Raw genomic sequence first — 14492 nt, forward strand, 5'->3', positions numbered from 1 at the left:
TCGGCCAAGTCCTACCGGCTTCCCGTAAAGCCCACTTCCGGAAACTGAGCTTGAGCCTCTGCCATAGATTTGGTTTTACCCACTTCCTGCCAGTAATTAATGACTTCCGTGGCTTTGTTGAGGAGTTCCACCCGTTCAACATCGGTAATCCAGTGCTTGGCTTCCAGTTCGTTCTTTAACTGTTCCCAAGCATCATTACGGGGCCAGAAGTAGTAGGTGGTCAGGGGGCTGGTGCCTTTCCCGACAACTTGGTCAACGGCGATCGCCACGTCCTTATCTAACCAAAGGACTTTCAACATGAATCGAGACAAGCGTTACCTCCCGCGTTTGTGTTAAAAATTTGCAATTTCTCATTATACTATCTCCCAGAAAGCCTTTGACAAGATCCCATTCAGTCTCAGGTTAGGTTGAGGGGAGTCTAACCCTCTCCTCGTGCCGACTTCGCCCCAAAAAAACCTCTTAGAGTTAAACGCTCCATGTCTTATGCGTCTGTTACGGAACCCCTGGCCCTTGTCATCTTTGATATTGACGGTGTGATTCGCGATGTCAGTTCTTCTTATCGTCGCGCCCTGGCGGATACCGTTGAGCAGTTTACCCAGGGCGCCTATCGTCCCACTGCCGAGGACATTGATCAACTCAAAGCTGAGGGCATCTGGAATAATGATTGGGAAGGCTCGATGGAGTTGATTTGCCGCTATTTCGAGAGTCAGGGGGGCGATCGCGATCGCCTCAATTTGGATTTTGAGGAAATTGTGGCCTTCTTTCAATCTCGCTATCGGGGGGAGTCGGCGGAGAATCCGGATCACTGGACGGGGTATATCTGTGATGAACCCATCCTCGCCCAACGCCCCTATTTTGAGAGTTTGACCGCTGCCAAGATTGGCTGGGGCTTTTTTAGTGGGGCGACCCGAGGGTCGGCTCAGTATATCTTACAGCGACGTATTGGTTTGGAGTCCCCGGTGTTGGTGGCCATGGAGGATGCCCCGGGAAAGCCAGACCCCAGTGGTTTATTTGACAGCATACGCCAATTGGGAGCTGGCCCCACTTGTCCGGTTCTCTATGTTGGCGATACGGTGGCGGATATGTATGTGGTGAAGAATGCCGCTAAACAGGAGGGCGATCGCCCCTGGATGGCGATCGGGGTGCTTCCCCCTCATGTGCAAACTCACCCAGACAGCCAACGACTCCATCAGCAACGTCTGGAAGAGGCGGGGGGGCAGTTCGTGTTGAAACAAGTCACGGATTTAACCCCTGAGTTGATTTTACAGACGGTTAGGTAGGGGAGGGGGGAACCACGGAGTCACAGAGGACACAGAGGAGGAGGGGGAGGGGTTCAGGCTTTGTCAGGGTTTTTTGACATATTCGATATCTCGGGCCGCGTCGGGGAGTTGGGCTTCGGCTTGCCCTCGTTGTCGGGCTTGGGAGGTGTAAACGCCGATGAGGGGAGCGCAGAGGGAGACGAGATTGCTGCGGCCAAGGGCGAGTTTTACGGTTTCTCGGGGTAGGGATTTGAGGAACCAACGGAGCATAGGACGTACGGGGGATTGACTCGGCTGTAAGTCAACGCCGTGTAATTCATGAAGATAGCGGTTGGATTCTCCGTAACGTTGCCATTGTTTCTCTAATTCCTCCCAGGTGGCCCGGTGACGATGTCGCACAATGGCTCGTTGGGCAAATTTGAGTTGCCAATCGGTTCCCCGCAAGATTCGCCAGCATAAGTCGGCGTCTCCCCCTGTAGTGAGATGGGGACGGAAGAGGCCCACGGTTTCTAAGGCTTGTCGCCGCATGGCTAGGTTGGCGGTCTGGCCATAGGGACAATAGGGATGTTCTAGGGTGTAGGCTTGGCAGAGGGTTTTTTGCTGTTCGGCGTAGCGTTCGAGGAATGTCTGCGGGGGGAGGGCCAAAATTTCACCGGCGACGAGTCCGACTTCGGGCTGGTTGAAGGGTTGCAGGAGCTGTTCGAGCCAGGTGGGTTCGGGGCGACAATCGGCGTCTGTGAAGGCAATTAGGTCGCTATTGCTGGACTGGATGCCTCGGTTGCGGGCGGCGTAAGAACTCTGAATCTTGGCTTCTGAGAGGAGTTTGAGGGGAATGGATGTGGTTTTAACAGCGTCTTCGATGAGCCGAGCGGTGTCATCCTGGCTATTGTTATCAACCAGTAGATAGTCTAAGGTCTCAGATTGATAGGTTTGTTGCTCTAAGCAGGACAACAAATCTGGTAAATCTGCGGCCCCGTTGTAGATGGGGATAATCACAGAAACTGAGGGGTGGGGGGTGGGGGATGAGGATAGGGTCAACGGGGTTCTCAGACTAGGGTGAGGGGGGACAAGGTTCGGGGAAAGCCACTCTCGATCAATGTTGCCAGCGTTACGCTAGAGTCGTCCTGGCCCCCCATAATGTCAGGATGAGCCATCCCTGAACTGACTCAACAGTGGGGGCGAGAGACTGATTTATCCTATCATTGTCCCCTGGCTGTTGGCTTACGGATGACCTCATCCCAGGCTTTCTCTATGACCGTTTAATCGGGTTGATAAACTTGGGTTCTCGTTCTACTATTAAAAAAATATGTAGAAGCTCTCGAAATTTGACCAGCAGAGGGGGTTCGCCGCAACCCCTTGTTGTTGTGAGAACGGCCGTCCTGTTTTGTCTCTGTCAACTTTAGTGTATAAGGAGTCCTATCGTGTCTGTCGAAACTCTCGAAAAACGTTCAACAGTTCGTAAACATGCACCGCGTTATCGAGTGTTACTCCACAACGATGATTTTAATTCCATGGAGTATGTGGTACAGACGCTGGTGCAGACGGTTCCGGCTTTGACGCAACCCCAGGCCGTCAGCATCATGATGGAAGCTCACACCAATGGTAAGGCGTTGGTGATTACTTGTGCTCACGAACATGCTGAGTTCTACTGTGAGGCGTTACGGAATCACGGTTTAAGTAGCTCGATTGAGCCGGATGATTAAAAGAGTAGATTTTAGCTGAATGGGTTTAAAATTGCGGCGATGAGGAGAATGATGCGGGATTTTGGGCGATTGCTTAGCTTGTTTTGATGTTTCGGAAGTCTTGGGGCGATCGCCCTCTCCTGGGTCGTTTAAGTCGCTTTGTGGGGCTGCTGTTGCTCCTCTGGCTCCCCGTCGCTATTCCAATTTATGGCTTGATTGAGGATTCTAATACCGCCAGCATTCTGGGTACGGGAATCCTCTATTTGCTGTTTCTGGTGTTATTGAAGCTTTGGGGAAGCCGCGTCTATGGGGAACCTCGGGTGTTTTCCTATTATGGCTTGGACTGGACGGCTCGTAATGGTTGGGAGTTTTTGGGGGGACTGCTGGGGGCGATCGCCGCTATCCTGGTTCTGTTTCTGGTTCAGGTGGCCCTGGGTTGGCTGATTTGGCAGGGGCCCCAAGTTCCACTCGTCTCTCTGGTTTTGGAGGCGGTTTTAGTGGGGGTGGCCATCGGAATTGCGGAGGAACTGCTATTTCGGGGCTGGTTTTGGGATGAGTTACGCCGTGATTACTCTCAATCGCGGGCGATCGCCCTCAATGGGGTGGTGTTTGCTCTCTTACATTTCATTAAACCCCTACCAGAAATCTTACGGACAGCTCCCCAATTTTTCGGCTTGGTTCTCTTAGGGGTCGTTTTAGCTCAACTCAAACTCCGAGGTGACGGCCGTTTAGGCTATCCGATTGGCTTCCATGGGGGGTTGGTGGCCGCCTACTATGGGGTTAATGTGGGCCAGGTCTGGAAACCGGCTGAGGACCTCCCCACTTGGATTACAGGCATTGATGGTAATCCTTTGGCTGGAGTTTTGGGCTTGCTCTTGTTACTGGGGATCGTAATCGCGAGTCGGGTCACCACAGGGTCACAGAGGACACAGAGCAGGGGAGAGGAGAGAAGGTTCTAAGAGTTAGCGGTCTTGGAAGATGTGGGAAATCTCGGCTAGAGGCTGTAACTGAGTGCCGGGATAGTAAAATTCCAGGATTTCAGCACTAGACCAGCCGAGATTGGCGAGATTGTAGGAGCCGGTTTGACTGAGGCCAACGCCATGGCCAAAGCCGCCGCCGACAAAGGTATAGCCGTCTAAGACTCGCTCATCTCCATCTTCTTTGTAAATCGGCTCAATATAGAAAAAGGTGCTAATGGGGGGATAAAAGGCATTGCGAATTTCATCGTTGGGAACCTCGATGACCCCAGCATCGGTGGTGATGGTCATCTTTAAGATTCGTCCTGAGGCGGCTCGCTCGACAATGGCCACCTCTTGGACTTCGTTAAAATTGATGGGCCGGTTGTTGCGGCGGTAGTAGCGTTTGAGAAATTCGGTCATCTCCTCTAGACTGGTGGATTCTCGCCAGCGAAAGGTATTCCAGTTCGACTCATTGAAGCCTTCCTGAAGGGCCATAAACTTACGGAAGTTCTCTTCGTCGTTGAGGGGGGTGTTGGCCAAATTCCAGATGTTGGTCGGTGCATCGATCCGGGCCACGAGATAGGGACGGGAGTCGCCTAACCAGACATCTTCAAAGGGGGAGGTGACGCCTCCTGTGGTGGAGGAATAGAGTGCGTCAATGGGTTCGTTGTTGTAGGTTAAGACTAATCCTGAAGTGGCGGCGATCGCCTGGTCGGCCCGAGATACGGTATTATCTAACCCCCAATAGACTTGACAATGGGTGTCGGCACAGAGTTCATAGTCATCAATGGCGAAGCGATGGAGATTCCGTAAGGCATAGGTTCGGGCGATAATGGCCTGTGCTTCGACGGCGGTATAGGGAGCATTGGGGCCAATTTCATGGGGAACCACGCCGCGCAGGTAGGTTTCAATGGGAACGGTGTTGACCAGGGTATAACTTCCGTAGGCGTTGGGTTGTAACTGCATCTGGCCGCCATAGGTGCGTTGAACCCGAGGGGTGGTCACTTGGATAGTTCCAGAACTGGCGTTGACCCTGAGATGGTCGCGGTTGTGGCGAAATCCATCGGCCTCCCATCCCGCTTGATAGCGGCGATCGCGCACCTGATTGTTAAGATAAGCAATCTCAAATCCCTGACGTTCGAGAGTTTCAATTAACAGACGACGCAACAGGGGAGTTTGATAGACGTCACGATGGGCCCAAACCTGCCAAATATCACTCGGTTGAGCAATTTCGACCTCAATTCCGCGATCGCGCCATTCCCGGGCCTCCTGTTCAGCATTTTCAAAACTGCGGTGGGTACTCAACACCACCTGTTCCTCTAACACCGGTTGCGAGAGAGGTTGCGTCACCAATTCCAGGGTTAAGTTCTCGAGTTCCTGAGTTTGCGGGGTTCCATCTCCCCCCTCAAAGGTCACCGTCAGGGTTCCACCGCCACCATCCCGCAAAATGAGGCGATCGCTAGCCTCTTCCCCGAATCGCTGCACCACTCCTACATCAATGGTAAATTCCCCGGCCAGGCCCACTGCCGCGCCGCTCAACCAGAACAGACTCGTCAGCAGCAATCGAGTTAGTCCTGGGTGGGAAAACGCCTTGAGGGAAATAGCACGTGAGGAATAATGAGCGCTAACCATGGTTAAAGCCTTCCGATCTGCGAATGGGGCAATGGTTGATACGATAGCAAATCCAGAAACCTCCCGGGCGCTCCCATCTCTAGACCCCCTGAATCACTGGACTCTCCTGGGACTCAGCAGCCGGCTGGGAGCCTCTTGATGAAAATCCCGAAACGGGTCTCTAGAAATTGCACAAAATCTGCTAATTGTCAACAGTCAATTCCAATAAAAGGTCCTCATCCTGAACAACTTTGATATTCAGAAACAGAGGGCCAGCGGTATAGGTAACATTCTGGGACACCGCCTGAATGCTCACCGCACCAGACTCTTCTAATAAACGTTCAACAAACTCCCGAAACCGGGGATTCCGGCTCCCCACCATCTGAATTTGAGCGGGGAGAATTCCCTGTCGTTCTCCCTGAAAGCGGGCCGCCTCCAAGAGCCAATAGATACGATCAAACACCTCATTGAGATCCCCATCTAAATTCACAACCACCTCAGCCACCACCTCACCGGCCTCAAACAGCACCTGATTCGGCAAAACCTCCAAAAAGCCTTGTACAAAGGCTTCTCCTAAGAGGTAATTTCGGGATGAGCGGACTCGAACCACATACTCTTGACCCCCTGCTAAACGCTCCCGTAACTCACGGATCTGATCTGACTCCACTTGTAACGTGGGTTGATCTGGGCTGAGGGGGGTTCCAGGACGTAAAATCTGACTGGCGACGCGATTGGCTTCCTGAAGAATTTGTAAAATTACCGGATCAACCTGGTCGGGGTTCATCACTCGTACCCGGGCCGAGGTCAGAACTTGCTGCTGGAGTATAGCCAAGCGTCGTTCCCGCAATAACTGAAAGTCTTGGCCAATCCGTCGTAACTCCTCTTGCAGTGCCGCCTGTTGCTGACTGAGGCTGGCCAAGAGGTTCTCCCGTTGGGCCAACTCCAACTCCTGCCGTAACAATTCTCTGGCTTGCCGCGATCGCTCTTTCTCTTGGCGAGCCAACTCTCCCTCTTGTCCCATCAGTCGTTGGCGATTGCGTTCGAGTTCGCGATCGCGGGACTGGAGTTGTTGGCGGGTGTTCTCAGCGGCCGCTTGCAGTTGTTGTTGTTGACGTTGAAGCTGGAAAATTGCCACTTCCAAAGACTCTCGCTGGGCCTCAGTATCCTCCAACTGAGACTCAATCCGACTAATTTCCACTTCCGCCTGACGGCGTTCGGCTTCTGTGTTTTCCAGTTGGGTTTCCGTTTGTCGCAATTGCTGTTGGGTTTGCACCTGTTCCTCCAGGGCCTCCGCCAACTCTTGAGACACCTGTTCTAAGGAGCGATTGAGGATATCCAAGCGTTCCTGAACCAACGCCGCTCGATTGCGGGCCGCTTTGAGTTCGGTTTCCACCCGGCCTTTTTCAATCTCAGTATCCTGTAAATCCTGGCGAGCGGAATAGAGATCCTGTTGGATTTCCTCTAATTGAAATAACCCAGTTCGCAGTCGTTGATCTAACAGCAGCAGAATGGCCAAGGTCGAGGCAGAAATGAAGCCACCGGTCACCACTGTAACCAGAGTCGCAGTTTTGCGGGGCCGCAAGTTAAACAGACTCAGACGGGCCTTTCCCACTTTCGTGCCAATCTGATCTCCCACCGTGGCGATCGCGCAACCGAGGACCAGCATGGCCAAAATTAAAACATATCCAGTGGTCATGGCTTCTCCTGTGCGACTGGGAACTCTCGGATGAGGGAATCAGACGTCAAAACGGCGGCGATCGCCTTCCATAGCAGTGTGACACAAGGGCGATCGCCGCCGTCAGTCCCTGCGGCGGATGCTATTTTAACGGGTTGGCGTCCAAATCGGCCAATTATGTAAACTGTTGACTCAGTGCCACAGGATTATGCACGGTAATCTTCTTCTTGTGAATCGATATCATCTCGTCTTGGCGCAAATCGCCCAATAACCGCGTCACGGTGACGCGAGTTGAACCGATGGCCTCAGCGATGGCTTGGTGAGATAACTTCAGATCAATTGTGATTCCGTCGGAACTGGGAAGGCCAAAGTCGCGACAGAGAATCAACAAAAAGCTCACTAAACGAGATCCCATATCACGGTGAGCTAAGGTTTCGATCATCATCTCGGTTTGTAAAATGCGAGAGGATAACCCCTGTAACATCAAAATCGATAAATCTGGATCTTCCTTTAGGGCCTTTTCCACCTGTTCAATGGGAACCGAGAGCAATTCAACCGGAGTAAAGGCTACAGCGTGGTAAAACCGATCCGAGCGATGTCCTGTAATCAGGGATAAAACCCCAAAGACACTATTCTCCCGCAACAGCGCCACTGTAATCTCCTCTCCTGCCTCATAGACGCGAGAGAGTTTAACTGCACCTTTAACTAAAAAATAAACGCGCTCAGCGGGATCGCCGGGAAAAAAGATGGTTTTTCCACGTTCATAGTTTTCAACAACCGGTGGAAATGCACCGCTACCGCTTCCCATCTGGTGAAATACAGCCGCCAGTGGTTTGTCCTGCATGGCTACCATCGTCCTCTCCCTATCACATGCCTCAACGTTACCGTTACACAGCAGGCGCGATCGCCCATCCCTATTCTGCCATTGACCTAGCCTCATCGGGGGGCTTAGTACCTGAGAATAACCCTCTGAGACCACTTAAATTGAATTTTGAGCAAAAATTCGTCAAATTTGATACCCCCACTGGAGTTTAACCCCGAGAACTTGCGGCGGCCCCCCGAAAAATTTTCTCAACGGCGGAGGGACTTCAGCGGCGATTTTGCCCGAAAATATGGTACAAAGCTGATCGTCACTCCGAATAAACTATGCTGGATCTTACTGGAAAAAAAGCTCTTGTTACGGGAATTGCCAACAACCGCTCTATTGCCTGGGGGATTGCTCAACAACTCCACCAAGCCGGAGCCGAACTGGCGATTACCTATCTCCCGGACGATCGCGGTCGTCAGGAGAAAAAAGTCCGCAGCCTCGTCGAACCCCTACAACCGACGTTAATTGAACCCTGTAATGTTCAGGATGAGGCCCAAACTCGCAGCTTATTCGAGACTCTTCAGGAGAAATGGGGTAACTTTGATATTTTGATTCACTGTCTGGCCTTTGCGGGTAAAGATGAACTCAGTGGAGATTTTAGTCACGCCTCCCGGGAAGGCTATCTACGGGCCCTTGAAATTAGCTCGTATTCCCTAGTCCAGATGGCAGGCCTGGCCAAACCGTTGCTGAATGAGGGGGGAAGCCTGCTGACCATGACCTATCTCGGGGGGGTCCGGGTTGTCCCCAATTACAATGTTATGGGAATTGCTAAGGCGGCCCTAGAGATGAATGTACGCTATCTCGCCGCTGAGTTTGGCCCCGCTCAGGTGCGGGTGAATGCCGTTTCTGCCGGCCCCATCCGCACTCTGGCCTCCTCGGCCGTCGGCGGGATTCTCGATATGATTCATCATGTGGAGCAAACGGCCCCCCTGCGACGGACGGTGACCCAAACGGAAGTGGGGAACACCGCCGCCTTCCTCTGTAGTGACTTGGCCAGCGGGATTACGGGCCAAGTGGTCTATGTGGATGCCGGTTACGAGATTATGGGAATGTAGCTCAGGGTTGCCAGGGTAGCGTCAGGGAAATTTGTGTCCCACCATCTGGGCGATTTTCGGCCCAGATGCGTCCTTGGTGCTGTTCAACAATGCGGCGACAGATGGTCAGTCCTAAACCGGTTCCCCCCTTTTCCCGAGAATCTGAGGTATCCACTTGATGGAAGGGGTCAAAGATGAGTTCTAGACAGTTAGGGGGAATGCCGCGACCGCGATCGCAAACCCGGATACAAATCTCCCCCGACTTGGGCCAGGCTTCCACCGCTAAGAGCACCTGACCTCCAACGGGAGAAAATTTTATAGCATTACTCACTAAATTTGTCAAGACCTGAATCAGTAAATCTCCATCCCCCCAAATCTGTAACTCTTGCAAATTCTCATCTGTAGGGGCAATCTCCAGGGAAATCTGCTCCGACTCAGCCATAGCGGCCATGGTTTCTAGGCTCTGTTGTAGCAGGTCGAAGAGATAATACTGTTGATAATCTAACTCCACCCGCCCCGACTCCAGACGTTGGAAGTCCAGCAAATCATCAATCAAGCGGCGTAGGCGATTTGTATTACTCAAGGCAATAGAGACGAGATGTTGAGCCTTCTCAGACAGAGGACCTAACTTACCGCTGTTGAGCAGTCCCAGAGCTACCTGCATCGGAGTTAGGGGGGTTCTCAACTCATGACTGACCATGGAGAGAAACTCATTTTTCAGTTTTTCGATGGCTAGGCGATCGCTGATATCTTTAAAGGTCAATACCGCCCCGAGATGTTGCCCATTCAGGACAATCGGAGTACAGATATAATCGACGGGAAAGGTTCCCCCATCCAGGCGGCGAAACTGAGCTTGATGAATCGAGGGAGATTGTCCGGCAGCGGTGGAGTCCTCCAGTTCTGTAACCTGAGTCTGCCAAATTTGTTGCCAGGAGACATCTCCCGAGGACTCTCCATGGGGGGAAGGGAGTGGCTCGATAATCTGATGGATGGATAAGCCAATAATCTGGGCCACGCGATCGCTTCCCAACATCCGGGCCGCTGTCGGATTACAAAAGGCGATCTGCTGGCGTAAATTCAGCTCACAAATTCCCTCTCCCGCTGCATTTAAAATCAACTCGTACCGGTGGCGCAACCGTTCCAAGGCTGACTGATACTGCTTGCGGTCATGAATATCAGCCGCCGCATAGATAACATACTTAGGCTTTTTCCCCTCAAATACCACCTGACCGGTCACTTGGGCCCAGCGTAGTGAGCCATCCCGTCGCCGTTGCCGTTTTTCCTTAGCACAGGTCTCTAGCTTGCCTGATTGCATCTTTTGTAGGTTCTCTAAGGATTCGACCCAGTCATCGTGACTGAGAACATCCCCGAGATTCCGCTGTAACAGGTCTTCGGGTTCATAGCCGAGCAGGGTGCAGTAGCGGCGATTCACCCGTAGAAAATTGCCTTGAAAGTCTAATTGAGCCAAGCCAACTGCTGCCTGTTCAAAGGTCACTCGGAAACGTTCTTCACTATCGCGCAGGGCCTGTTCGACGAGGCAGCGATCGCAGTAGTTATAAATAATCTCCCCCACCACCCGCAACAAACGAGCTTCTTCATCAGACCAGTGCCGAGGAGTATCATGGATAATACTAATCCCCAAAAAGCCCCAGAGTTCTCGCTGGCGGCTCCAAATGGGAACTTCGAGTAGGGAGGTCTCCCCGCTATCTTGGAACAGGGCCCGTTCCGCCGCCGCCTCGGGGGGTAACTGGTCTCGATGGGGGATGATAACATCTTGGTTATGTTGCAGCTTCCCAAGCCACCAAGGGAAATCATCCAAGGAAATCCTTGGGGCCTTCCCAAACAGGGTTGGTGTCTGTTCATCCACCCATTCTGCCATCCAATGCGCGATGTGCTCAGACCAATTGAAGCGGTTGAGATAAACCCGACTCCCCTGGAGCGATCGCCCAATTAAGCCTAATAAACTCGTCCAATCCACCACATTATTACTGGTGAGGCTACTGGAAAACCGAGCTAAAGCCGTTTCAAAATGCAACTGTTGTTGCAGCCGCAACTCGGCCCGTTTGCGATCGCTAATATCCTGAACAATCAGCAAAAAGCAGCCCTTTAACTCCCCTTGCTTGGGAAATGACGAGAGATTCAACTGAACCCAAACCAGGGAGCCATCGGAGCGTTCATAACATTGCTCCCATTCTTGTTCTCGCAGCATCGCCTCGGGTCCAAGGGTCTCAATCTGGAGCAGGGGCAACTGATGGCCTAAAATCTGGAGCAAGGTCTTATTGGTCTGGCAAATCTGGCCCTGAGCATCTAGAATTGCCATGCCCACCGCGGCCTGCTCAAACATCGCCCGCAAGCGCGTTTCACTTTGTTGAACCTGGGTATAGAGATTGGCCTGGCCAATGGCAATACTAACTTGGTCTGCCAGTTGACCTAACATATCCACTTCCCAATCTAGCCAATGGCGTGAAGAGGAACATTGATGAGCAACTAACAATCCCCAAAGACTCGCTCCCATCGCCGAGGGATGAAGAATGGGAATGACGACCTGGGAGCGAACCTGCATAACCCCCAACTGGCTCAGGCAGGTGCCATCCTCACAAGTCATATCAGGGGCTACCATCAGCCGCGATTGTCCCTCGGCATAGGCTTGATAACAGTGAGTGGGAAATTCGCCGTCATAGAACTGTTGGCCCAGGGTCGGCTCATAGGGAGGAATGACAGCCTCACTGACCACCTCGCTACTACTGGGTTGTTGTAAGCGAATAATTAACACCCGATCGGCTTGGAGGGAATGGCGTACTTCCCGGACGGTGCGGTCTAAAATCTCGTCCAGATTCAGAGATTCACGAATGCGCTGGCTGAGAGTGGTTAAGAGGCGATCGCGTTGGGCCTGACGTTGCAACATTTCTTCATTGCGTTTGCGATCGGTCAAATCCACCATCGCCCCATCAAGATAAAGTAAGTTCCCCCATTGATCCCACATCCCCTGGCCCCGCTCATAAATCCAGCGCAGGGAACCGTCAGCACAGAGAATTCGACATTCAAAGGCATAGGGTTGTCGCCGAGTAATGGCGTGGTTGATCAGTTGGCTAATCCGGGGGAAATCCTTACGATAGATAATTTTGGGCCATAAATTGCCATCTTTGAGAAAGGTTTGCGCGGAGTAGCCGGTCATCTCTTCGATCGCATCACTGACAAATAAGGTGGTCCAACCCTCATTGGGTAACACCCGGTAAATGACCCCCGGCACATTGGCCACCAAAGACCGAAACCGCTCTTCACTGGCTCGCAACGCAATTTCAGTCTCTTTTAACTCCGTGATATCACTGCTGATGCCATCAATGCGCAGGGGAATGCCCTGCTCGTCATGTACCAGTCGTGCTCGCAGTCGTAGCCAACGTTCTTTACGATTGGGTCGTCGTCCCGGTTGGCTATGGAGATCTTCCTCCCGGGTCTGTACCCGGACTAGGATGCGATATTCAATGTCGACGCTCCCTTGGCTTGTTAGATGTCGCCATTGACGGACAAAGGTAGCGCGATCGCCGGGATGGATGTTACGCATCCAGGGGTTCTTCATCCGGGCCAGTTTCTCGGGCGAACGACCATAGAGTTTCTCCACCGAGGGACTGATATAAAGCAGTTGCAGAGTGTGGGGACACATGGACCAAACAGCATCATCTAAGGAGGAGAGAATACCGTTAAGCCGCTCCTGACTCGCTCGTAAGGCCGCTTCACTGGCCCGCAGAGAGGCTTCTGCGAATTGGTGTTCGGTAATATCACTGGCGGTCCCGAGAATCTGTTGTACCCGTCCCTGCTCATCTCGTTTAAAGACCACATCGCGCGATCGCAACCAGCGATAACTCTGATCAGCATGGCGTACACGATACTGACATTCGATAATTTCACCGTCCCCTAACCCTTGCCAGGAGGCAAAATAGGCATGTAAGGTTGGCAAATCTTCGGGATGATAAAAGGATTGCCAGGTCTTAAAGGGTTTTCCCACCAGGTCATCGGGGGAATAGCCTAAAATGGATTGCACTTGCCCATTGACGGAGTTGAGGCATAGGGTTTGGGCATCAATAGTATAGAGAATCTGGGGCGAGGCGTTGGCGATGGCTTCGATAAACTCTTGACTCTGGCGTAGTTGTTCATACGCCTGTCGTCGCTCGGTAATGTCGCGGTAGGCACTCAGATAACAATTGCGTTCGGCCAGGGGAAAATGGGTGGTGGACACCAGTAGGGTTTTGAAACTCCCATCTTTGGCTCGGATCGTCGTTTCTAAGTTCCGCAGACAACCTGTTTCTCGCACTTCAACCAGACGCTCAGCGGCTTCGGCAAGGGCCTGGGGATCAGGGTAAAGTTTGGCTAAAAAACTCTCGCTCTCTTGGGCTTCCGTGCCACTGTAGCCGGTGATTTCTGACATTTTGGCATTGAACAGCCCAAAGTTATCCCCATCATCGCTGAGGGTGATGCCTTCTTCGACGGTTTCGATAATTGTCAGCAGTCGCTGGGCTAAGTTATAGAGGTCATCTTCCGTCTGTTTATGATCGGTAATGTCAAAGATCATGCCATTCCAGACCACCCGGCCATCCTCATGGCGATGGGGATAGGACAGCCCCTGAAGCCATTTTGTACGACCTGAGGGGAGACGGACGCGCCATTCAAAGTTCCAGGGGGTCAGGGTTTTAGCGGAATGGGCGATCAACTGTTGAGCAAATGGAACATCGGCCGTATCCATCAGTTGCCAGAGCTGGCTACTATCCCCCTGAATCTGTTCAGCGCTGATCTCAAAGATATCTTCGCAGTTAGCACTGACATAGGGGATGCTATCGTGACCATCAGGATACACCACATAGTCAAAAATCATAGCCCGCAGCTGAAGGGCAACTTGTTGCAGGGGACTGCGTTGTTCCTGGGGATTGAGAAATGAGTCTAGAGCCTGATTGCTGACCTTTACGGCGGCCGGCAGCCTGGGAACCGGCTCCCAATGCATCAAAATCATGGGGAGACTCTCTGAGAAACTCGGAAGAGGACAGACAAAGGTTCTGAGTCGTTGCACGTCCCCCCCAGGGAGGTGAAACTGCTGCAGAAAGAAGGGGCAGTCCTCATCGCTGTTGCGATCAAGATTGTTGAGTTCTTCTAAGAGGCGCTCTCCATCCCCAGGCGATAACCATGATAAAAGAGACTGACCCAGACAGTCCTCTGGTTCACAATTGAGCTGTCGCAATGCTCCCTGGTTGGCAAAGTGAATCGTTCCATGGCAGTCAAGATATAAACAAGCAACTGGTAACGTATTTACCACGGCTTGATGAAGCTGCCGCTGTTGCTCCAATCGTTCCAAGCGAGCGATCAGCGTTGACAAGACGGCAGCATCAAGAGTCATTTGAACAGGGCAACCTTGGCG

Annotated in this window: 12 protein-coding genes; 6 read left to right on the plus strand and 6 right to left on the minus strand. The window is 52.4% G+C overall.

Features of this window, described 5'->3' with window-relative positions; all coding sequences use genetic code 11:
• Positions 1–11: 11 nt before the first annotated feature.
• On the minus strand, positions 12–311 hold the full coding sequence (locus tag NEA10_RS16165) for a 30S ribosomal protein PSRP-3 (RefSeq protein WP_087711002.1): 300 nt from the start codon (positions 309–311) through the stop codon (positions 12–14).
• Between the two features lie 165 nt (positions 312–476).
• On the opposite strand from NEA10_RS16165, the gene NEA10_RS16170 reads away from it, so the two are divergent.
• Positions 477–1280, plus strand: coding sequence for a TIGR01548 family HAD-type hydrolase (locus tag NEA10_RS16170; protein WP_252662392.1), 804 nt, complete (start codon positions 477–479; stop codon positions 1278–1280).
• A 63-nt stretch (positions 1281–1343) separates the two neighbouring features.
• Here NEA10_RS16170 and NEA10_RS16175 read toward each other — a convergent pair whose 3' ends face one another.
• Positions 1344–2297, minus strand: coding sequence for a glycosyltransferase family 2 protein (locus tag NEA10_RS16175; RefSeq protein WP_252662393.1), 954 nt, complete (start codon positions 2295–2297; stop codon positions 1344–1346).
• A 383-nt stretch (positions 2298–2680) separates the two neighbouring features.
• On the opposite strand from NEA10_RS16175, the gene clpS reads away from it, so the two are divergent.
• Together clpS and NEA10_RS16185 are read left to right on the plus strand one after the other, a co-directional pair.
• Positions 2681–2962 (plus strand): ATP-dependent Clp protease adapter ClpS, encoded by a 282-nt coding sequence (gene clpS / locus NEA10_RS16180; RefSeq protein ID WP_252662394.1) that lies wholly within the window; start codon positions 2681–2683, stop codon positions 2960–2962.
• Between the two features lie 86 nt (positions 2963–3048).
• The gene (locus tag NEA10_RS16185) at positions 3049–3900 is read left to right on the plus strand and encodes a CPBP family intramembrane glutamic endopeptidase (protein ID WP_252662395.1); all 852 of its coding nucleotides are present in this window, start codon (positions 3049–3051) and stop codon (positions 3898–3900) included.
• 3 nt (positions 3901–3903) lie between these two features.
• Here the strand turns inward: NEA10_RS16185 and NEA10_RS16190 are convergent, their stop codons facing one another.
• On the minus strand, positions 3904–5532 hold the full coding sequence (locus NEA10_RS16190; RefSeq protein ID WP_252662396.1) for a SpoIID/LytB domain-containing protein: 1629 nt from the start codon (positions 5530–5532) through the stop codon (positions 3904–3906).
• Between the two features lie 181 nt (positions 5533–5713).
• On the minus strand, positions 5714–7207 hold the full coding sequence (locus NEA10_RS16195) for a DUF3084 family protein (RefSeq protein ID WP_252662397.1): 1494 nt from the start codon (positions 7205–7207) through the stop codon (positions 5714–5716).
• A 30-nt stretch (positions 7208–7237) separates the two neighbouring features.
• Between NEA10_RS16195 and NEA10_RS20910 the strand changes: the two genes are divergently transcribed.
• Positions 7238–7369 (plus strand): hypothetical protein, encoded by a 132-nt coding sequence (locus NEA10_RS20910; protein ID WP_258719043.1) that lies wholly within the window; start codon positions 7238–7240, stop codon positions 7367–7369.
• Here NEA10_RS20910 and ntcA read toward each other — a convergent pair.
• Entirely contained in the window at positions 7362–8039 is a 678-nt protein-coding gene (gene ntcA / locus NEA10_RS16200) for a global nitrogen regulator NtcA (RefSeq protein ID WP_252662398.1), read from the minus strand. The two genes, NEA10_RS20910 and ntcA, sit on opposite strands and share 8 nt — an antisense overlap.
• A 17-nt stretch (positions 8040–8056) precedes the next feature.
• Here ntcA and NEA10_RS16205 point away from each other — a divergent pair, with 17 nt between their 5' ends.
• Together NEA10_RS16205 and fabI are read left to right on the plus strand one after the other, a co-directional pair.
• The gene (locus tag NEA10_RS16205; RefSeq protein WP_252662399.1) at positions 8057–8221 is read left to right on the plus strand and encodes a hypothetical protein; all 165 of its coding nucleotides are present in this window, start codon (positions 8057–8059) and stop codon (positions 8219–8221) included.
• A gap of 111 nt (positions 8222–8332) precedes the next feature.
• Positions 8333–9109, plus strand: a complete 777-nt coding sequence (fabI, locus tag NEA10_RS16210) for an enoyl-ACP reductase FabI (protein ID WP_252662400.1) — start codon at positions 8333–8335, stop codon at positions 9107–9109.
• A 1-nt stretch (position 9110) separates the two neighbouring features.
• On the opposite strand, the gene NEA10_RS16215 is transcribed toward fabI, so the two are convergent.
• Entirely contained in the window at positions 9111–14471 is a 5361-nt protein-coding gene (locus tag NEA10_RS16215; RefSeq protein ID WP_252662401.1) for a PAS domain S-box protein, read from the minus strand.
• Positions 14472–14492 lie beyond the last annotated feature (21 nt).

Origin of the sequence: Phormidium yuhuli AB48 (assembly GCF_023983615.1) — a bacterium.
Classification (GTDB): domain Bacteria; phylum Cyanobacteriota; class Cyanobacteriia; order Cyanobacteriales; family Geitlerinemataceae; genus Sodalinema; species Sodalinema yuhuli.

Coding starts and splice junctions, on each gene's coding strand:
- NEA10_RS16170 (WP_252662392.1), top strand. CDS start 477: ATGTCTTATGCGTCTGTTACGGAACCCCTGGCCCTTGTCATCTTTGAT.
- NEA10_RS16215 (WP_252662401.1), bottom strand. CDS start 14,471: ATGACTCTTGATGCTGCCGTCTTGTCAACGCTGATCGCTCGCTTGGAA.
- NEA10_RS20910 (WP_258719043.1), top strand. CDS start 7,238: ATGAGGGAATCAGACGTCAAAACGGCGGCGATCGCCTTCCATAGCAGT.
- NEA10_RS16205 (WP_252662399.1), top strand. CDS start 8,057: ATGCCTCAACGTTACCGTTACACAGCAGGCGCGATCGCCCATCCCTAT.
- fabI (WP_252662400.1), top strand. CDS start 8,333: ATGCTGGATCTTACTGGAAAAAAAGCTCTTGTTACGGGAATTGCCAAC.
- NEA10_RS16190 (WP_252662396.1), bottom strand. CDS start 5,532: ATGGTTAGCGCTCATTATTCCTCACGTGCTATTTCCCTCAAGGCGTTT.
- NEA10_RS16195 (WP_252662397.1), bottom strand. CDS start 7,207: ATGACCACTGGATATGTTTTAATTTTGGCCATGCTGGTCCTCGGTTGC.
- ntcA (WP_252662398.1), bottom strand. CDS start 8,039: ATGGTAGCCATGCAGGACAAACCACTGGCGGCTGTATTTCACCAGATG.
- NEA10_RS16185 (WP_252662395.1), top strand. CDS start 3,049: ATGTTTCGGAAGTCTTGGGGCGATCGCCCTCTCCTGGGTCGTTTAAGT.